Raw genomic sequence first — 19,731 nt, forward strand, 5'->3', positions numbered from 1 at the left:
TCAGGTCAGGCTGGCCACGGGCATGCTGAAATACTCGCCCTGGGAGTAATCAATGCCCAGTTCGCGAACCCGAGCCTGGACTGCGTCGTTATGAACATACTCGGCCACCGTGCGCATGTTCAGACTGCGGGCAAACTGAACTATGCCGCTGGTGACCAGAAAGGCTGTGTGATCTTCATGGAGATTGCGAATCAGACTGCCGTCAATCTTGATGTAGTCCACGTTCAGACTCAGGAGATGGGAAAAGTTGGAATAGCCGGTTCCAAAATCATCGATGGCCACTCGACAACCGAAGGGTTTGACCCGTTCGATAAACAGACGGATGTCGTCGTAGCTTGAGATACCGTCTGATTCGAGAAGCTCGAAAATCACGCGATTACCAATGCCTGAGGATTCCAACGCCGACAGTATCTGTGCCACGGTTTCCGGTTCCGCGATATCACCGTAGGACAGGTTGATGGAAAACTCCTCGGTGCGCGCGGTAAAGGAGGCAAAGCATTTCTCGATCATCAACGCGGTGATTCGCCGGTTGAGACGCAACTTGTTGGCAATATCGATAAAGCGTCCGGCGCTGATCACGCTGCCATCGGGCTCAATCATCCTCACCAGGCATTCGTATTTGGTGATAACACCTGTCTGATTATTATGGATCGGCTGAAACCAGGGCACCAGACGGTCATTGTCCAGCGCCTCTTTCAGGCGATTGGCCCAGTACAGGTTGTTCTCGTAGTTTTCCTCGACACCCACCGCCGGATCGTACAGCAGATAGTGACGTCCCTGTTCACGGGCCTGCAACACGGCCACCTTGGCCTGGCTCACCAGCTGATCGGCAACTTCCTCGGGCCTGCGTTTGCTGCGCATGGCCGCACCGATGCTGACATCCACCATGAGGCTTTGCCGTTGCCAATAAAAGCGATCGCCAGTAACCAATTGACGAACCTGGCTGGCAAGATCCAGAACCGCTTCAGGATCCATTGCCGGGGCCAGGATTCCGAACTCGTCGCCGGGCAGGCGGAATATCCGCAGTGGTCTGGGGGTGTACTGGCTGCTGAATCCTGCCAGCCGCGTGGCCACTGCCAGCAGGACATGATCTCCGCACTCATTGCCGAACAGGCTGTTGATCTGGTTGAAGCGGTCCAGGTTGATGATCAGCAGTGAAGCCGCCTCCCGGTCCTGTAGATCCCGCAACAGGCGGACCCGATTGGGCAGGCCGGTAAGCCCATCAGTATAGGACGCCTGCAGTTCCCGAATCAGCTGGATAATCCGGTACAGCAGATACAGGCTCAGCAACAGCATGGCAGAAACGGTTCCTACCAGAATCCGCTGGTTAGCCTTTTCCATGGGACGCAACACGGCATTGATTTCGTCCCGGGGAACCCCGGCGCCATAGACCAGTCCGCCGTCAGTGGCCGCGAAGTAAAGCTCGAACTCCCTGCCGCCGACGGTCAGCGCACGGGTCTGCAGCGTATTCCGCTCAGGCTCAGCTGCCGCGGACTGGTCCCCGAGGCTGCTGCCAAGCTCAAGCGCCAGTATGGCATCAATCAGTGCCTGTTCCTCAAGGGTGTCGTCTCCTTCACTGAGGCTGGACAGATTGCGGTTATTTCGGTCATTGAGAAAGGCAAAGCTGTGGTCGGTAACGGTAATACGGCTGACAAGATCAATGATCTGATCTGCGCCCCAGGCGGTCGTGGCCATACCCAGTAGCCTTCCAGTGCGGTCGAACATTGGGCTGGCCAGGGTGACCAGCGCACGTTCAGTATTCAGATCAAAATATACTGGGGACCAGTAGACTTTGCCGGCACTGGCGGGAACGCCTTCTACCTTCGGCTCAAGGGTGCGGTTGAACCAGGGCGCATTGCGGTAGCTTTCAAAACGAGACTCGGTATCCAGCCGGGTCAAATCGCCAGCTTCTCCCGTCTTAACGAAATAGGGCATGTAACTATTGCCCTTCTCGGAGAAAATCCCCGGCTCAAACCAGAGGCCGGCGCCAGCAGCCCCCTCAAAATCCCTTAAATGGGCTTTCACGCTGCTTTCCAGACTGTCCCGGAACATGGTTTCTGTCATGTCCGGCGAGCCTGTCTCCTGCATTTGGTGGAAGCTTTCCCCCACGTTGGCAAGGGTCACCGTGTAACTGGCCAGCGCGGCCTGACGGGCATCAATTCTGGACAATCCCGCGCTTACGACTTCATTGATCTGCTGTCGACGCAGGTCAGACAGGGCATCCCGGGAGTAGCTGAGGTTCAGCCTGGACAGCAGGAACATGCCGGCGATAAACACCAGCAGCAAAAGCCCGAGCATCCACATGATGGACTGGCGTGACGACAGATCTTTTCGGCTATTGCGCCGGCTGGGAAGCATCCCCGGCATTAAAAGGCATCCTCGAGCAGTAAATCAGAGTTCGCCTTCAGGTCTGGTATCAGGCTGGCTATCAAGTGCCACCCGCGCTTCCTTGTGCCCCTGACTGGCGGCTTGTCGGTACCAGTATACCGCCTTATTCATATTCTGGCTGACACCTTGTCCGCGGGCGAACATCTGCCCCAGCAGAAAAGCGGCGTCGGCGGAACCGGCCGCGGCCTTTTCCGCCCACTCAAACGCGCTGGTGTAATCCTCGAAGGCATGGGCTATCACCGCCATATTCGCCTGGGATCGCACGTCGCCCTTCTCTGCCGGTTCCAGACAGGCTTTTCTGGCGGCACTGAAGTTGCGGATGGTGGTGAGTAGATAGCAATCGCTCAGGGCCTGGTCAGAAAGGACCGGCTTATCCACCGGGTCAGCAGGTTCGGGTATCTCTGCCGTCACCGGTTGGCTTTCTGTCTCAGGTGCAGTTTTGGATTCAGGTTCCAGTTCTTTCTGAGATTCCTGGCGATCCACCCGATTTTCGAAATTTGCCACCTGTTCCGGGCAGGAGTAGCCATAACTGATGTTGTAACGTTCAAGCACCACTTCGGTAGCAGGTTCACCGCCGTATTCATCGGCTACCTTGTCGCAGCGGCGGTCACGCTCCCTTCTGACTTGCCGAAGGACCTCGGTGCGGTCCGGATCGCCCTGATACTCGATCAGGTAGTCTGTCAACGGATCTATATAGGGCTGATTGAACAGCGTCTGGCGTTCATTCTCATAGCGGCTGGCATCGGAAGAGTCGGGTTCCTGGGGACCAGAGAAAATAGCGGCCATGCGGCTGCCATCAATACTGGCGCAACCGGACAGAAAAAGCGCTATTAACCAACACGAATATAGGCGATACATCTGAACTCACCAGCCGTTCACGGCAGTCAATGGAACCCTCAGTTTCACACGGAAGAACACGGCTTCAAACTGTTTCTTTCTGCCATTCACTTGCCAATACAGAAACTACTGAAAATTTTGCCCAACAAATCATCCGGTGTCATGGCGCCGGTGATTTCCCCCAAGGCATCCTGGGCAGCGCGCAAATCTTCGGCCAGCAACTCACCGGCGCCATAGCCCTGCAGCTGGTCCTGGCCCTGTACCATGGCGCTTCTTGCACGCTCCAATGCGTCCAGATGTCGCCGGCGGGCAAGGAAGCCGCCTTCGGTGGTACTGGCAAACCCCATGCAGGCTTTCAGGTGATCCCTCAGCTCTTCCAGTCCTTCCGAGGATCGGGCGGCAATCCGCAGTATTGGAGCGCTGTGAGCCGCCTGCTCAATGCCGACAGTTTCGCCGGTCAGATCCACCTTGTTGCGAATTACGGTCAAAGGCGCGCTGTCCGGTAGTCGGTCGATCAGGTCCGGCCACAGTTGATGCGGTTCGGTTGCGGTTGTGGTGGTGGCGTCCACCATCAGCAGGATACGATCCGCCTGACCAATCTCATCCCATGCCCGAGCAATGCCGATTTGCTCCACTTCGTCGGGGCTATCTCTGAGACCCGCGGTGTCAATAATGTGCAGCGGCATACCGTCAATGTGGATATGTTCCCTGAGCACGTCCCGGGTGGTACCTTCCACGGCGGTGACAATGGCGGCCTCGCGGCCGGCCAGGGCATTCAACAGGCTGGATTTACCGGCGTTGGGTCTGCCGGCGATCACCACTTTCATGCCTTCCCGCAGAATCGATCCCTGCTGTGCCTCCGCCAGTATCTCATCAAGATCTGACAACAGCTGGCCAAGGTCGTTTGCCACTTTGCCGTCTGCCAGGAAATCGATTTCCTCCTCCGGGAAGTCGATCGCCGCTTCCACATAGATCCGCAGGTGCGTTACCGCTTCGACCAGTGCGTCAATGCGCCGTGAAAACGCTCCCTGCAGGGACCGAACCGCGCATCGGGCCGCCTGTTCGGAGCTGCTTTCGATCAGATCGGCGATGGCTTCGGCCTGGGTCAGGTCGAGTTTGTCGTTGAGAAACGCCCGCTCGGAAAATTCACCCGGTCTTGCCAATCTCGCTCCCAGCTCGCAAGCCGCCCGAAGCAGCAGGTCGAGAATAACCGTGCCGCCATGACCCTGAAGCTCCAGTACATCCTCACCGGTAAAAGAGTGGGGGTTGGGAAAAAACAGCCCGATACCTTCGTCGATGAGTTGGCTATGGGTGTCGTAGAAAGGACCGTAGTGGGCATAGCGGGGTTTGGGGACAAAGCCCAGCATCTGACGGGCAATGTCACTGACTCCGGGCCCGCTGATTCTCACAATACCGACACCGGACTGGCCGGGCGCCGTCGCGATCGCAGCAATTGTATCGGTGGCATTGAGCATTATCTTGCATTCCTGAAACAGCAGAGGCTCCTGATTAGGAGCCTCTGAAAGTCTGGTTATTTAAACCACTGGCAGATGTCAGCCTTTTTTCGCGGCCATTTCCCGTTCAATCTTGCGGGTAATGTACCACTGCTGGGCGATGGACAGAATGTTGTTGGTCAACCAGTAAAGCACCAGGCCAGCCGGGAACCACAGGAAGAAGACTGTGAAAACAATAGGCATCATCTTCATGATTTTCGCCTGCATCGGATCCGGCGGTGTCGGGTTCAGGTGCATCTGCAACATCATGCTCGCGCCCATCAGCAGCGGCAGGATGAAGTAGGGGTCCATCACTGACAGGTCGTTGATCCAGAGCATAAAGGGCGCATGGCGCAGCTGAACGCTCTCGAACAGAACCCAGTAGAGCGAGATGAACACCGGCATCTGCACCAGTATCGGCAGACAGCCACCCAGTGGATTGATTTTTTCCTTCTTGTACAGCGCCATCATTTCCTGAGACATGCGCTGGCGGTCATCACCATAGAGCTCTTTCAAGCGTGTCAGCTGTGGCGCCACCGCCCGCATCCGGGCCATGGAACGATAGCTGGTGGCCGACAGCTTGAAGAAAACCGCCTTGACCAGAACCGTCAACAGGATGATGGCCACGCCCCAGTTACCCACCAGGCCGTAGAACCAGTCCAGAATGATGAACAGCGGCAGGGCGATGAAGAACAGGAAGCCGAAGTCGACAGTCCGGTCAAGATTGGGCGCGACGTTTTCCAGCCGTTCAATGATCTTGGGGCCGACATAGGCTCTGGCGGCTACCTCACCGGTCTGGCCTGGCGCAACCTGGGTCGCCGGATAGACAAAACCCATCACAAACAGATTGCCACGCTGGGTTGTCTGGAACTGGGCGGGTTGTCCCTGTTCCGGTATCCATGCGGACAGGAAATAGTGCTGCAGAAAGGCCAGCCATCCGTTGGTTACCGAGCGGTTGACCGGATTTTCCCGAAGATCATCAAAGTCGTATTTCTCGTAGGGATCTTCGGAGGAGCTAACAACCATACCGAGATAGGCGCGAATGCCCAGGCTGGTCTGTGCAGTCGGGTCCGGTGCCTGATCCCGCACGATTTTGCCTGTCATATTGGCCTGCCAGGGTTCACTGGACTGGTTATTGATCAGGTAACGGACGTCAATTTCATAGCTGTCCCGGGCAAACTGATACTGCTTGGTAATACTGACGCCGGATTCGGTCGTCAGTTCGAGATTGACGGTAAGCGTATCTTCACCTTCCTCGAGTACATATTCATTTGCCGAGGCTGAATAGAGTGCACTCTGACCCTGCCGGCGATTATCAATGCCGTTTTTACCAATCAGGCCGCTTTCCATGATGTAGGTACGCTGCTTGGTATTTTGCAGCAGACGCAGGGACTCATCGCTGTCCAGGGAACGGTCATACTGGAGTAAAGAGCTCTGGATAAGATTACCGCCGACCCGGTCGATCGTGATCTCGTAGACATCGGTTCGCACGGTAATCAGCTGATCGCTGGCTTCAGCACTGGCGGTATCGGCACTGGGCAGGGTCTGTTGGTCGGCTTCCGGAGTTGAAAATTCTCCGTCCGATGCCTGGGTATTCTCTCCCGACATGCCTGATGAAGTGGCGGGAACCTCAAAATCTCCACCGGAGCCGGATGGAGAAACGGTTGCCTGTTCTTCGGCTACCTGTGTCGACTGCGGCTGATTATAGTCTTCGTTCCAGGCCAGTATCATCATGTAGCTGACAATTGCGAGGCCGACATAAATTACTATTCGTTGAATATCCATACACTTAGAGTTTTGTCTGGTTGGGAATATGGGTTTGGTCAGCCGGCCCGCAACAGACCGATGATGAGTCTTTACGAACGTCAGTGCCCGGTACGGGATCATACCCGCCATGGGCCCAGGGATGACACCTGAGAAGGCGTTTTACCGCAAGAAAAATTCCTTTTATTCCACCATGACAGGTAATGGCTTCAACGGCATATTGGGAACAGGTTGGATAGTAACGGCAATGACTGGCCATCATGGGACTGATAGCGTACTGATAGAATCGAATGGGGAGGAGTAACAGTTTGCGCATTAACCCCGTCCTTCGGAAGCGTCCGTCTGGTCGTGGGACACCGTTGTGGTCAAATGCCGGTGTTTGCGTTTCAGTCTGGACCAGAGATCGTCCAGCAACTGGTTCAGCACCGCGTTATCGATATCCGCCAGGCCGCGTCTTCCCAGAACGACAATGTCCAGGGCAGGAAAATCAGGCTGCAGTCTGAAGGTTTCGCGAACCCGTCGTTTTACCCGGTTCCGCTGAACAGCCAGTTTCAGGTTTTTCTTGGAAAAAACCAGGCCTATTCTGGCTTGGTTAACTTCATTCGGTGTTGCCAGAATCAGGAAATTCCGGTGGGGAACCCTGATCTGGACATCGTTGAAGACTCTGGCGTAATCCCTTGGTGTCAGCAACCGCGACGACTTTGGAAAGCTCAAAGCCTTCATCAGGCAGTCAACGCGTTACGCAGACAGACGGGCACGGCCTTTGGCGCGGCGACGCGAAATAACTTTGCGACCGTTGGCAGTGGCCATGCGAGCACGGAAACCGTGAACGCGCTTACGCTTCAGTACGCTTGGTTGAAACGTTCTTTTCATGATGTCGATCTCACAATACGAGTTAGGAATTCAATGGTTGACTGGAAAATGAACAACCGAAACAGGAGCGGCATTCTATGCAATGCGGAGAGGGAATTCAATGGGTAAAAACGGCGGCCGTGGTAGCCGGTGTGGTAATTACATCATTAGGTTTTCTTTTAAATCTCTTAAAAGATTATTACTACTGTTATTACGCAGCGGTATTTCTGTGGAAAGGCCAATTAAATCAATTCTTATCAGGTGCTTACGTTGAGGTTAACCCTGTTCATAAGGCGGGGTGAGCCTTGTGGATGGAGCCAGTACGGATTGTGCGTAACCTGGCGTTCCCAGAATCAGTGGTTTTATCCACCGAAGTTTTCAGGGTTCTCCACAGGGCTCAGAGGCATTCGCGCACACCCCTCTGTGTATAACTATTTTTCAGGAGATTTCTGTACACAACCCTGTAGGTAAGTCTGTAAAAAATTGATTTAAAAGAATAAAGAATTCCACAGGCTGTTTATTAGTTTGGTTTTACACTTTCACTCGGGGGGTGCGCGGGTTAGAATTCTGGGTCACGATTTTTAGGCATTGGAGGCAGAACATCGTGCCCAACAAACTCTGGCATCAGTGCCTGGAAGTGCTTCGGGACGAGTTCCCCGCTCAGCAGTTCAATACCTGGCTCAGGCCATTACAGTCCGATCACCGGGAGGGCCAGCTTATGCTGTTTGCCCCCAATCGGTTTGTGATGGACTGGGTGAATGAAAAATACCTGCGACGTATAGAAGAAGTATTAAAGGATCTCGAAGGCGGGCAGGCGCCAAGGGTGGGCATGAAGGTTGGTTCTGCGCCCAGCGGCGCCGAAATGGTCGTACGCTCGGAAACGTCAGTGAATGGCCATGCTGCCGAGCGGGAAACGGTCAGCAGTCATGTGACGGAAGAAGAAAGAGGCATTGCCGAGACGGTTGCAGTACCGCGGGCCAGAGCTAAAAGCGCGAATGGTCGGCCGTCCGTGCAGGTGGAAGGCGACATCAAGCATCAGAGTTTTCTCAATGAGGGGTTCACCTTTGACACGTTTGTCGAGGGTAAATCCAACCAGCTGGCGCGGGCAGCGTCCATGCAGGTAGCGGAAAACCCTGGCGGAGCCTACAACCCGCTGTTTTTGTATGGCGGCGTGGGTCTGGGTAAGACCCACCTGATGCATGCCATCGGCAACGAGATCGTTCGTCGCAATCCGCGCGCCAAGGTGGCCTATCTGAGGTCGGAGCGGTTTGTTGCGGATATGGTCAAGGCGTTACAGCTCAACGCCATTAACGAATTCAAGCGTTATTACCGGTCAGTGGATGCACTGCTGATTGACGATATCCAGTTTTTTGCCCGTAAGGAACGCTCCCAGGAGGAGTTTTTCCATACCTTCAATGCGTTGCTGGAAGGCGGGCAACAGGTCATAGTGACCTGCGACCGCTTTCCCAAAGAAATCGTTGATATGGAAGAGCGGCTCAAATCCCGATTTGGCTGGGGCCTGACTGTGATGGTCGAGCCCCCGGAGCTTGAGACCCGTGTGGCGATATTGATGAAAAAAGCCGAGCAGGTGAACGTTAAACTCAGCAGCGAAGCGGCTTTTTTTATTGCCCAGAAAATTCGATCGAACGTACGAGAGTTAGAAGGCGCACTGCGTCTGGTGATAGCGAATGCTCACTTCACGGGCTCGGAGATTACCCCGCCGTTTATCCGTGAAAGCCTGAAAGACTTGCTTGCCTTGCATGAAAAGCAGGTCAGTATTGATAACATTCAGCGCACGGTGGCGGAATATTACAAGATCAAGGTGGCGGATCTGCATTCGAAGCGCCGCACCCGGACCGTGACCCGGCCACGGCAGGTTGCCATGTCCCTGGCTAAAGAATTGACGAACCACAGCCTGCCGGAAATTGGCGATGCGTTTGGCGGGCGTGATCACACCACAGTGCTTCACGCCTGCAAGAAAATAATTGAACTCCAGGAAACGGACCCGGGCATCCGGGAAGATTATCAGAACTTTATGCGGCTACTGACGACCTGACAAAGCGGCAGATGACTCTTTAGCTGATACCCATTCACCGTCCAATAAAAGAATGCTGAGTGCCATGAAACTGACAATCAGTCGTGAATCCCTGCTGACTCCCCTGCAATCCATTGCCGGGGTGGTTGAGCGCAAACAGACCATGCCGGTGCTATCCAACGTGTTGCTGGTGGCAGAAGACAATACCCTGACCCTGACCGGTACCAATATGGAAGTGGAGCTGGTGGGCCGGGTTACTCCGGTTCATGTGGACCAGCCGGGGCGGATTACCGTTCCCGCCAGGAAGCTTTCCGATATTTGCCGGGCTCTGGGCGAGGAAGCGCCCATCGAGCTGGCGCTGGAAGGCGATCGGCTGCACCTGCGTTGTGGTGCCAGTCATTTTACCCTGTCGACATTGCCGGCTGAGCATTTTCCCAATGTGGAAGATGAGGAAGAGAGTTTTCGCCTGGAGCTGCCGCAGAAAGAACTTGGGCGGATGTTGGACGCGACTGCGTTTGCCATGGCTCAGCAGGATGTGCGGTACTATCTGAACGGGTTGTTGCTGGAAGTGGATAAAGACCACGTTCGTACTGTGGCTACCGACGGCCATCGACTGGCCATGGCCCATGTGGATCTGGCGACCGGTTGCCCGGACCCACGGCAGGTGATTGTGCCCCGCAAGGGTGTTCTGGAACTGGCACGGCTGCTGGATGACGTGGAGACACCGGTTACCCTGGTGATTGGCGACAACCATCTGAGAGCCACCGTAGGCGCGTACACCTTCACCTCCAAACTGATCGAGGGCAAGTTCCCGGATTACAACCGGGTTATCCCCCGCGGCGGCGACAAGGTGGTGCTGGCAGACCGTGCCACCCTGAAAAATACCCTGCAGCGTGCCGGTATCCTGTCTCATGAAAACATTCGTGGTGTGCGGCTGAACCTCTCCCCCAACGAGCTCGGGGTCTTTGCCAACAACCCGGATCAGGAACAGGCCGAAGACGCATTGCCTGTCGAGTATCAGGGCGAATCCCTGCAGATCGGGTTTAACGTAGGCTATCTGGTGGACGTGATGAATGCGCTGGATGATGACCAGGTCAAGATTACGCTGGCCAATCCTAACAGCAGCGCGCTGATCGAATCCCAGAACGATAACCGCTGCCTGTACGTAGTGATGCCCATGCGGCTCTAGGTCACGATGGATAATGCGGGTCGGTAAAGGATGACACTTTCGAGCATCGGGAATTTGAGGAAAACGATTATGGGAACCGTGACCAACAGTCTCAAGGGCGCTTTCAGGATCGGCCAGACGGTCTCCGTACTGGGCCGCACCGGCATCAACTGGGTGCGGGGTGAGCGGCCGCCGGCACCACGTCTGTTGCGCGAGACCTTTGAGTCATTGGGGGCCACCTACATCAAACTGGGTCAGTTTATTGCCAGCTCCCCCACCTTCTTCCCCAAGGCCTATGTGGAAGAGTTCCAGTACTGCCTGGATCGAACTCCCAGCCTGCCCTATAGCGTGATCCGTAAGATCATTCGGGACGAATTGGGCCGGCCCATTGAGGAAGTGTTCTCCGATATTGATCCGGTCGCCCTGGCCTCGGCTTCGATTGCCCAGGTGCATCCCGCCACCCTGGTGACCGGGGAGGAAGTGGTGATCAAGGTTCAGAAGCCGGGGGTGGAAACCATTCTGCTGACGGACCTGAATTTCCTTTACCTGTCTGCCAGAATTCTGGAGACCCTGGCGCCCAAGCTGTCATGGACGTCCATGTCGGGCATTGTCGAAGAAATCCAGCGCACCATGATGGAAGAATGCGATTTCATCAAGGAAGCGAACAATCTCAAGGTGTTCCGGGAATTTCTCCACAACACCCACAATGAAGATGCCACGGTGCCGAAAGTCTACGAAGAGGCCAGCACCCGACGTATTCTCACCATGGAGAGATTCCATGGCGTACCGCTGACGGACCTGGAGAGTATTCGAGGGTATGCCCGCGATCCAGAGCGTACGCTGATTACTGCGATGAACACCTGGTTCTCCAGCCTGACGCAATGCGAATTTTTCCATGCGGATGTTCATGCGGGGAATCTGATGGTGCTTAAGGACGGTCGGGTCGGATTTATCGATTTCGGCATTGTCGGTCGCATTCGACCGGACACCTGGCAGGCAGTGAGCGATTTTATTTCCTCGGTGATGGTTGGCAATTTCGATGGCATGGCCGATGCCATGATCCGGATTGGCATCACCCATCAGCGGGTGGTTGTCAGCGAGCTGGCGAACGACCTGCGTAAGCTGTATCAGCAGATGGATAAGATGGTGCCGGATGATGTTCCCTACTATGCGGAACAGGCTGATGACGATGTGAATAACATCCTGATGGACATGGTCAGGATTGGTGAAGGGCACGGGCTGCATTTCCCCAGGGAGTTTGCCCTGCTTCTCAAGCAGTTCCTTTATTTCGACCGCTACGTGCACATTCTGGCACCGGAAATGGATGTGTTTATGGACGAACGGCTGAACATGCTTCACTGATCGCTCCGGGCAGCCAATTGGCTGCCCTTTATTGTTCCCGCCTTGGCCGGCTTGAGACTTCAGGGATTTATGGCGCTCGTCAAACTGCAAACGGAACATTTCCGGAATCTCCAGGGCTCACCTGTCAGTTTCTCTCCCTCCATGAATCTGCTTTACGGCGAAAACGGCAGCGGCAAAACCAGTGTGCTGGAAGCTATTGGTTATCTGGGTCTCGGCCGATCCTTCCGTGTGAACCGACACCAAGCTGTTGTCAGTCATGGCCAACATAAACTGACGGTATTCGGTGGTCTTGATCAGGGCTTTGATCCGGAACGGGATACCGCAATCCGTCATCGGCTGGGTATTGCCAGGGATGTAAGCGCCAAAGAAACCACGTTACGCGTGGATGGTGAAGCAGTCAGGAATATGTCTGTGCTGGCCCAGCACTTGCCTGTGTCGGTGATCGATCCTGGGGTTTTCGATATCGTTGCGGGCGGGCCGGGCAAGCGCCGCCAGTTTCTGGACTGGTCAGTGTTCCACGTGGAACCTTCTTATGCTTCCTTATGGCAGCAGTGTCAGAGAGTCACATCACAGCGGAATCAAATCCTCAGAAATGGTAGACTGGACGAAGCGTTAATGAAGGTCTGGGACGCCCAGTATGTGGAGCTTGCCGAACGCATGACGAAGGCAAGAAAACATACTTTTGGACTTTTCCATCAAGCCTTTTTTCGGCTGGTGAGTGAAGTATCGGCTCCCTGGGTCGACGGCCTCAAGGTCCTGTTTTATCCGGGGTGGGATGACGGGCAGTCGTTATTGGATGTGCTCCGACTCCATCGGGAACAGGAAGTGAAGATGGGCCACACATTGTATGGTCCGAACCGGGCAGACCTGAGATTGAAATACCAGGGGCGTCCGGTTGCAGAAACCTTTTCACGTGGTCAGCAGAAGACCCTGGTGATTCTCATGAAGATAGCCCAGGGCATGGTACTGGCTGACCTGGAAAAACAGGTCACTTTTCTGCTGGATGATATCAATGCGGAGCTGGACGTTGGCCACCGGGCCATGCTGGCCTCAAAGCTTGACGAGCTCAGATGCCAGGTCTTTGTGACCTCTATTGAGCCGCCCAAGCCGGAAGAATTATGGCAACAGCCGTTGCCCGAGTATCGAGTGTTCCACGTGGAACATGGCAAAATGACGGAAGAATAAAACCCGGAATAGCGCGCACTGACATGGTTACAACCGCCGACCGGGACATCACCCTCAGGAGTTTTTGAATGAGCGAATCGATTTATAATTCCTCCAGCATCAAGGTTCTGAAAGGCCTGGATGCGGTACGTAAAAGGCCGGGCATGTACATTGGTGACACGGACGACGGCACCGGTCTGCACCACATGGTGTTCGAGGTAGTCGATAACTCAATCGACGAAGCGCTTGCAGGGCATTGTTCCGAAATTGGCATTGTGATTCACGCCGATGAATCCATTACCGTGCGGGATAATGGCCGGGGCATTCCGGTTGACCTCCATGAAGAGGAAGGTGTTTCCGCCGCTGAGGTCATCATGACCGTCCTGCACGCGGGTGGTAAGTTTGATGACAACAGCTACAAAGTTTCCGGGGGTCTTCACGGTGTAGGTGTCTCGGTGGTAAACGCCCTTTCTGCCCACCTCACCCTTACCATCCGACGGGACGGTAAAGTCTACGAGCAGACATACGCTGAGGGCGTCCCAAAGGGCCCGCTGGCCGTGGTTGGCGATACCGATGCCAGTGGCACCAAGGTCCATTTCAAGCCATCTCCGGTCACCTTTACCAACATTGAATTCCACTGGGACCTGTTGGCCAAACGCCTTCGGGAACTGGCCTTCCTGAACAGCGGTGTTCGTATCCGTCTGCAGGACGAGCGCACCGGCAAGGAAGAGGTGTTTGAATACGAGGGCGGCCTACGGGCGTTCGTAGAACATCTGAACTCCAACAAGACTCCGATCAACCGCGTGTTCCATTTCATCAAGGAGCGGGAAGACGGCACGGTTGTTGAAGTGGCCATGCAGTGGAACGACGCCTTCCAGGAAAACATCTACTGCTTTACCAATAACATTCCCCAGAAAGACGGTGGTACACATCTGGCCGGCTTCCGTGCCGCCCTGACGCGTTCGCTGAATAACTACATCGAGCAGGAAGGCATTGGCAAGAAGGCCAAGGTGGCTACGTCCGGTGACGATGCCCGTGAAGGCCTGACGGCCATCATCAGTGTGAAGGTCCCTGATCCCAAGTTCTCCTCCCAGACCAAAGACAAGCTGGTGTCCTCGGAAGTAAAGACGGCCGTCGAGCAGGAACTTTACCAGTCGTTTGCCGATTTCCTCCAGGAACAACCTTCCGAAGCCAAGCTGATCGTCAACAAAATGATCGACGCGGCCCGCGCCAGAGAAGCGGCCCGCAAGGCACGGGACATGACCCGCCGCAAAGGCGCACTTGATATCGCCGGGCTGCCTGGCAAGCTGGCAGACTGCCAGGAAAAGGATCCTGCCCTTTCCGAACTGTTCATTGTGGAGGGTGATTCCGCCGGCGGCAGTGCCAAACAGGGCCGCGATCGGAAGACCCAGGCTATTCTGCCGCTCAAAGGTAAGATCCTGAACGTAGAAAAGGCGCGTTTTGACAAGATGTTGTCCTCCGCGGAAGTCGGCACCCTGATTACTGCACTGGGTACGGGCATCGGCCGGGAAGAATTCAACCCGGAAAAGCTGCGCTATCACTCGCTGATCATCATGACCGACGCTGACGTGGACGGCTCCCACATCCGCACCCTGCTGCTGACATTCCTGTTCCGCCAGATGCGCGAACTGATCGAGCGTGGCCATGTGTTCATCGCCATGCCTCCACTGTACAAGGTAAAGCGGGGCAAGCAGGAGCAGTACATCAAGGACGAGAAGGCCAAAGAGGCCTATCTCACCCAGACCGCCCTTGAAGGCGCGCAGTTGTTTGTCAACGCTGATGCTCCGGCGATCAAGGATTCCGCGCTGGAAACCATGGTGAAGGACTATCAGGCGGTGATGAACATGATCTCCCGGCTGTCACGGGCCTACCCTGCCAAGGTACTGGAGCAGATGCTGCAGAACGTTACCTTGAACATGGAAGACCTGAAGTCAGAGGAAGCGGTAGCTCGCTGGGTTGCGCGCCTTGGCGACGGATTGCAACTGGATACCCGCACCGGCACCAAGTACACCTTCTCGGTGACCAAGGATGCTGAGCGACATATCTTCCTGCCGAAGGTCACCATTTATGTGCATGGTATTGCTCACGAACACGTGTTCAGCCATGAATTCTTCGACTCCTCCTCCTACGCCGCGATTGCCCGCGTGGGTGAAACCCTGGACGGTCTGGTGGAAGAAGGCGCTTACATCCAGCGTGGCGAGCGCAAGCAGGCCGTGTTGTCTTTCGAGGGCGCCTTGGATTGGTTGATGAAAGAGGCCCAGCGAGGTCTTAGCATCCAGCGTTACAAGGGACTGGGTGAGATGAACCCGGAACAGCTGTGGGAAACCACCATGGATCCGGAAACCCGCCGGATGATGAAGGTGACTATCGAGGACGCCTTCGCCGCCGACCAGATCTTCACCACACTGATGGGTGATGATGTCGAGCCGCGCCGACTGTTCATCCAGAGCAATGCCCTGGAAGTGACCAACCTGGACGTGTGACCCTGCCCGCTCCACCGGGAGTCAGCCGGAGTTGCCGGACTGCTCCCGGTCTGGAAAGCGGGTTCCCCCGGTGTCGGAATTGAGTTGCCGAATCTCGGTGGGAACCCCTTCAGAATCCAGATGAACCATGCCGATCCCGGCGTGGTTCCATAACCTTTCCCCTGCATCACGGCCTTCCGGCATTCGCGGCGTCACCCGCATACGGCGGCGCTTGGTGAACCAGTTCAGCGGCGACCAGGGGGCGTAAAGCCAGCGATTGATCCGGTCCAGCCATTCCATCAGGTTGTGGGGAAATTCGTTCTTGATTCCACTACTGGTGATCTGCCAGATGCGGGGATGTTGCGGGCGACGGCGAAAACGCACGTCATAGACGAATGAGTAATGCACATCGCCGGAGAGGATCACGAAGTTTTCCGGCGTGCGGGAGTGGCTGAAAATATTCAGCAAGACACTGGCAGCCCCCCGGTGCGCCATCCAGTTTTCCGCGTCCACCACCAGCGGCTTTCCGAAGAAGGTGAAAACACTCTGAATGGCCTCGATCAGTTTTACACCGAACATCGGCGCCGGTGACACCACAATGACGGCCTTCTGATCCATCACATCCTGTTGAAACTCGGTCAACGCTTCCCAATCCAGAAGGCCAGACGGCCGGGCCCGATTGAGCTCGCTGCGCCAGCGACGGGTGCGGGTATCCAGCACCACAATTCGCGGCGATGTCTGCAGGGTGTAGTGCCAGTGCTCGAACTCCAGCAACTGGTTTATGATCTCCTCCTGGCGGCGCTGATCCAGTAAACCCTGGCCATCAGCCGACATCATTAGCCTACCAACTGGCTGCATCAGGTCGGCAAAGGCATCGGGGTTGTTTCCCCAGCCCTGGAACAGCAGATAGGCGATCAATGCGTTGCCGACAATTCTCCGGGAAAACGGATGCTCGTAGGTGGTTGCTTCCCAGAGCGCGGACAGATTCCAGTCGTCCGTTACATCGTGATCATCGAAGATCATATAAGTGGGGATATGCGCCAGAGCCCGGGCGGCTCGGGGCAGGCCGTCAACGAAATCGTCTATAAGGCTTTGCTGATGTTGGTAGCCGTTAGCGTCCTCCGGGGACAGCTGTGGCTGCTCCGTGTCAATCAGCTGCCAGCACACGGGTGACCAGACCAGAAGGTACATAGCCACCACTTCATTTAATGAAATCAAATGGTTATGGGCATTCGCCGTGGTAAAGACGGGTTTGCGGACCCCGCCAAAGAAACGCTCTACCAGGGCTTCGTTGCTGTGTACGTCCGGAAGCAGATTTTCCCGATGGAAGTAGGTGCGGTTGTCTTCCCTTAACGCCCGGCTATCGTTTATTGCGGCGCCGGTCATGGTTTCCTCGTACAGGCCCAGGCGCTCGATCAGGCTGTGAATGGCACGAAGCAGTGGCCCGGCCACGTCGTCAGCGTAAATCTGGTCACCGGTCATCAGCATCAGGGCGGGTCGTTGAGAGTAGTCGTCCCCTGCCTGCAGCAGTTCGCTATCCACCCTGACCAGGCCGTCTGCCGCCGGTGAATGGGGTTTGCGGCAGGATCCGTGGGCAAGTTTATCCAGCCGCTCCCGGAGGATGAAATCCGGACGTGGACGGTCTGGCAGGCACAGATGCGGCCCCCAGTCGTTTATCCAGTAGTAAGAGCGCTCACCGCCGTCATAAGGCCCTTTTACGCCCAGGTCATAGCCGATAACAGTGTCGGCAGGCAGGGCATCGTCTAGTTTCAGGTCGATCAGGTGCAGACAGGCGGAGTCACCCAGTCTGATTCGGGTAATGTCGCTATCCGTCAGAACCCGGTCGACCGATGGCGCCTGGCCGTCGGCGAAATACAGTTGCAGGCGCAGGTCCAGAGTGAAGGAGGCTACCAGCCAGAGAGTCAGTCTGTGGAAGGTGGTGTGTCTGAGAACGGGGCCCGCCAGGACCGGTGGCAAGCCGTTGTTGTTAGCCGGTCTGTCCACTGGACTCTCCGCCGGATGTCAGGAGCGGGGTGACGAATCCGATGATTTATTGCCCTCGTCCGAAGCCAGATGCGGCGCCATCACCTCCTCCAGGGTGTAACCGGTAAGCTTCCGGATGGAGCGCCAGAGGTAATAAAAAATGGCGATCATCATGATCATGGAGGGAATAGCAATCATGGGATAGCTGACCAGCGTCATCCTACCCAGCTCTTCATTAAAAGCCTGCGTGCCGGAGGGACTGGTGACGATCCACTTGGCCAGAACGTAGTTCATCACGGAGGAAAATACGAACGTCAGGCTGAAGAGATAGCTTGCCTTTTGCAGGCGTGCATCGAATTCCTCTTCCCGATTATTCTGTTTCAGTACGGACTGGATTTTGTCGACATTCAGTACTGTCGGGTTGTACAGCAGCGTTTTTACCAGGGGATACCGGGTGCGGGTGGAGATCAGCACCGCAATACCGATAACCGCAGGCACCGCCGCTTCTTTCACTGCCAGCCACTTGGCGTTCAGTTCCAGCAACCCTATGCCGCCGGTCAGGCCCACGCTGATCAGGCCCAGTACGGCAATGAAGTTGTATTTGCGGTAGCGCACCAGCTCGAACAGGCCCCAGCCCAGGGGAAAGGCCAGGCCAACCACCAGTGCCATTACACTGCCCAGATACTCGTCCCCGGATAGTTTCATCAGGATAACGGACGGGATAATAATGCTGACAAGCAGATCGACCCAGGGCCTCGGCTTGTGTGTGGGTGTGGTCTGGTTGGTGTGAAGATTGGAGGTCATAAAACGGCCTGAGTCTGACATGAACCCGCAGTATACGACGATTTGAACACAAAAAAACCGGTCGGGTTTCCCCGACCGGTTCTGGTTTTCAGGTCATTGCCAGGAATGACCTGAAGGGCCGTTTCAGCCCAGTTCTTTCAGGGCGTTTTCAACGATGTTCAAGCCCTCTTCCAGAATCTCGTCCTCAATGGTGACAGGCATCAGGAAGCGGATGGTGTTGCCGTACATGCCACAGCTTAGCAGGATCAGGCCGTGCTCCTTGCAATATTTGGTGACGGCGCCGGCAAAGTCAGCCCGTGGCTCCTTGCTGTTCTTGTCGGTAACCAGCTCAATCGCCGCCATTGGGCCGAGATTGCGCACATTGTCCACCTGCGGGAACTGCTCTTGCCACTGCTGGAAGCGCTTGTTCAGCTTCTCGCCAAGACGCTGGCTCTTGCCAAGAATATCTTCGGTCTCGAAGACTTCCATGACCGCCAGGGCCGCCGCACAGGCGGTCGGGCTACCGGTATAGGTGCCGCCCAGGGAGTTGGGCCCGGAGGAGTCCATGATCTTGTCGGTGCCGACGATCGCAGAAATGGGCATGCCGTCCGCCATACTCTTGGCCATGGTCATCATGTCCGGCTCGACACCACTGTGCTCGATGGCGAACATCTTGCCGGTACGGCCAAAGCCACTCTGCACTTCGTCACAGATCATGATGATGCCGTGCTCGTCGCAGATCTCGCGAATCTTCTTCAGGAAGCTGGCCGGTGCAGCGTAAAAACCGCCCTCGCCCAGAACCGGTTCAATGATGATGGCCGCGGTATCATGGGCGGGAGAGTCGGCTTTCATGGCCATTTTCAGGCCTCGAATGGCTTCGTCTTCGTCCACGCCATGGTAAGCCACGGGATAAGGCGCACGGAACACGGTACCCGGCATGGGGCCGAAATCGGTCTGGTAGGGTGCAGCCTTGCCGTTCATGGCCATGGTGTAAAAGGTACGGCCGTGATAGCCGCCATCAAAGCAGATGACGTTGGGGCGTTTGGTCGCAGCGCGGGCGATTTTCACCGCGTTTTCCAGGGCTTCGGCACCGCTGTTGGCCAGCATCACCTTGGCATGGCCACGTACCGGTACAACGCCGCTCAGCTTCTCGGCAAGACGGACGTAACCTTCATAGGGCATAACGGTCTGGCAGGTGTGCATCACCTTGTCCAGCTGTGCCTTGACGGCTTCCACCACTTTCGGGTGACGATGGCCGATGTTCAGTACACCGATACCGCCGGCAAAGTCGATCATCCGCTTGCCATCAGCATCCCAGAGTTCGGCGTTGGTTGCATGGTCTGCGAACTGTTCGTTCGGGCTGGCAGCACCTGCCGCAACATAGCGTTCTTTGAGTGCCTGCAATTCTTTGTTCGTCAC

At 55.8% G+C, this 19,731-nt stretch carries 15 protein-coding genes; 5 read left to right on the forward strand and 10 right to left on the reverse strand.

All coding sequences use genetic code 11. The annotated features are described in order from the left end of the window. From FPL19_RS07495 to rpmH, 7 genes are all read right to left on the reverse strand, one after another. The gene (locus FPL19_RS07495) at positions 1-2,367 is read right to left on the reverse strand and encodes a bifunctional diguanylate cyclase/phosphodiesterase (RefSeq protein ID WP_225314329.1); all 2,367 of its coding nucleotides are present in this window, start codon (positions 2,365-2,367) and stop codon (positions 1-3) included. 24 nt (positions 2,368-2,391) lie between these two features. After that, positions 2,392-3,174: a tetratricopeptide repeat protein gene (locus FPL19_RS07500; protein WP_191965236.1), complete on the reverse strand. Its 783-nt coding sequence runs from the start codon at positions 3,172-3,174 to the stop codon at positions 2,392-2,394. Positions 3,175-3,332: 158 nt separating this feature from the next. After that, entirely contained in the window at positions 3,333-4,700 is a 1,368-nt protein-coding gene (gene mnmE / locus FPL19_RS07505) for a tRNA uridine-5-carboxymethylaminomethyl(34) synthesis GTPase MnmE (RefSeq protein WP_150911831.1), read from the reverse strand. Between the two features lie 78 nt (positions 4,701-4,778). Continuing rightward, positions 4,779-6,503 carry a membrane protein insertase YidC gene (gene yidC, locus FPL19_RS07510; protein WP_150911832.1) on the reverse strand — a complete coding sequence of 575 codons (1,725 nt, stop codon included), beginning with the start codon at positions 6,501-6,503 and terminating at the stop codon, positions 4,779-4,781. 4 nt (positions 6,504-6,507) lie between these two features. Beyond that, a complete protein-coding gene (gene yidD / locus FPL19_RS07515; RefSeq protein ID WP_150911833.1) occupies positions 6,508-6,798 on the reverse strand; it encodes a membrane protein insertion efficiency factor YidD in 291 nt (96 codons plus the stop codon). Continuing rightward, positions 6,798-7,205, reverse strand: a complete 408-nt coding sequence (gene rnpA, locus FPL19_RS07520) for a ribonuclease P protein component (protein WP_150911834.1) — start codon at positions 7,203-7,205, stop codon at positions 6,798-6,800. The genes yidD and rnpA overlap by 1 nt, the downstream gene beginning before the upstream one ends. Positions 7,206-7,220: 15 nt before the next feature. Then, positions 7,221-7,355 carry a 50S ribosomal protein L34 gene (gene rpmH, locus FPL19_RS07525; protein WP_008172542.1) on the reverse strand — a complete coding sequence of 45 codons (135 nt, stop codon included), beginning with the start codon at positions 7,353-7,355 and terminating at the stop codon, positions 7,221-7,223. A 583-nt stretch (positions 7,356-7,938) separates the two neighbouring features. Here rpmH and dnaA point away from each other — a divergent pair. From dnaA to gyrB, 5 genes are all read left to right on the forward strand, one after another. Continuing rightward, on the forward strand, positions 7,939-9,390 hold the full coding sequence (gene dnaA, locus FPL19_RS07530; protein ID WP_150911835.1) for a chromosomal replication initiator protein DnaA: 1,452 nt from the start codon (positions 7,939-7,941) through the stop codon (positions 9,388-9,390). Between the two features lie 64 nt (positions 9,391-9,454). Then, the gene (gene dnaN, locus FPL19_RS07535) at positions 9,455-10,558 is read left to right on the forward strand and encodes a DNA polymerase III subunit beta (protein WP_150911836.1); all 1,104 of its coding nucleotides are present in this window, start codon (positions 9,455-9,457) and stop codon (positions 10,556-10,558) included. Between the two features lie 69 nt (positions 10,559-10,627). Beyond that, positions 10,628-11,899, forward strand: coding sequence for an ABC1 kinase family protein (locus tag FPL19_RS07540; protein WP_150911837.1), 1,272 nt, complete (start codon positions 10,628-10,630; stop codon positions 11,897-11,899). A 69-nt stretch (positions 11,900-11,968) separates the two neighbouring features. Then, the gene (gene recF, locus FPL19_RS07545) at positions 11,969-13,084 is read left to right on the forward strand and encodes a DNA replication/repair protein RecF (RefSeq protein ID WP_150911838.1); all 1,116 of its coding nucleotides are present in this window, start codon (positions 11,969-11,971) and stop codon (positions 13,082-13,084) included. Positions 13,085-13,152: 68 nt separating this feature from the next. Continuing rightward, a complete protein-coding gene (gene gyrB / locus FPL19_RS07550) occupies positions 13,153-15,567 on the forward strand; it encodes a DNA topoisomerase (ATP-hydrolyzing) subunit B (protein ID WP_150911839.1) in 2,415 nt (804 codons plus the stop codon). 21 nt (positions 15,568-15,588) lie between these two features. Here gyrB and FPL19_RS07555 read toward each other — a convergent pair whose 3' ends face one another. The 3 genes from FPL19_RS07555 to gabT all read right to left on the reverse strand — a co-directional run bounded on the left by FPL19_RS07555 (position 15,589) and on the right by gabT (position 19,731). Continuing rightward, the gene (locus FPL19_RS07555) at positions 15,589-17,550 is read right to left on the reverse strand and encodes an alkaline phosphatase D family protein (protein ID WP_150911840.1); all 1,962 of its coding nucleotides are present in this window, start codon (positions 17,548-17,550) and stop codon (positions 15,589-15,591) included. A gap of 18 nt (positions 17,551-17,568) precedes the next feature. Then, a complete protein-coding gene (locus FPL19_RS07560; RefSeq protein WP_150911841.1) occupies positions 17,569-18,333 on the reverse strand; it encodes a VC0807 family protein in 765 nt (254 codons plus the stop codon). A 123-nt stretch (positions 18,334-18,456) separates the two neighbouring features. Next, a complete protein-coding gene (gene gabT, locus FPL19_RS07565) occupies positions 18,457-19,731 on the reverse strand; it encodes a 4-aminobutyrate--2-oxoglutarate transaminase (protein ID WP_150911842.1) in 1,275 nt (424 codons plus the stop codon).

The organism is Marinobacter halotolerans, from assembly GCF_008795985.1.
Taxonomy (GTDB): Bacteria; Pseudomonadota; Gammaproteobacteria; order Pseudomonadales; family Oleiphilaceae; genus Marinobacter; species Marinobacter halotolerans.

Bases quoted from the DNA above. Each gene is read 5' to 3' on its own strand.
- FPL19_RS07495 (WP_225314329.1), bottom strand. From the start codon at position 2,367: ATGCCGGGGATGCTTCCCAGCCGGCGCAATAGCCGAAAAGATCTGTCG.
- FPL19_RS07500 (WP_191965236.1), bottom strand. From the start codon at position 3,174: ATGGCCGCTATTTTCTCTGGTCCCCAGGAACCCGACTCTTCCGATGCC.
- mnmE (WP_150911831.1), bottom strand. From the start codon at position 4,700: ATGCTCAATGCCACCGATACAATTGCTGCGATCGCGACGGCGCCCGGC.
- yidC (WP_150911832.1), bottom strand. From the start codon at position 6,503: ATGGATATTCAACGAATAGTAATTTATGTCGGCCTCGCAATTGTCAGC.
- yidD (WP_150911833.1), bottom strand. From the start codon at position 6,798: ATGCGCAAACTGTTACTCCTCCCCATTCGATTCTATCAGTACGCTATC.
- rnpA (WP_150911834.1), bottom strand. From the start codon at position 7,205: ATGAAGGCTTTGAGCTTTCCAAAGTCGTCGCGGTTGCTGACACCAAGG.
- rpmH (WP_008172542.1), bottom strand. From the start codon at position 7,355: ATGAAAAGAACGTTTCAACCAAGCGTACTGAAGCGTAAGCGCGTTCAC.
- dnaN (WP_150911836.1), top strand. From the start codon at position 9,455: ATGAAACTGACAATCAGTCGTGAATCCCTGCTGACTCCCCTGCAATCC.
- FPL19_RS07540 (WP_150911837.1), top strand. From the start codon at position 10,628: ATGGGAACCGTGACCAACAGTCTCAAGGGCGCTTTCAGGATCGGCCAG.
- recF (WP_150911838.1), top strand. From the start codon at position 11,969: ATGGCGCTCGTCAAACTGCAAACGGAACATTTCCGGAATCTCCAGGGC.
- gyrB (WP_150911839.1), top strand. From the start codon at position 13,153: ATGAGCGAATCGATTTATAATTCCTCCAGCATCAAGGTTCTGAAAGGC.
- FPL19_RS07560 (WP_150911841.1), bottom strand. From the start codon at position 18,333: ATGACCTCCAATCTTCACACCAACCAGACCACACCCACACACAAGCCG.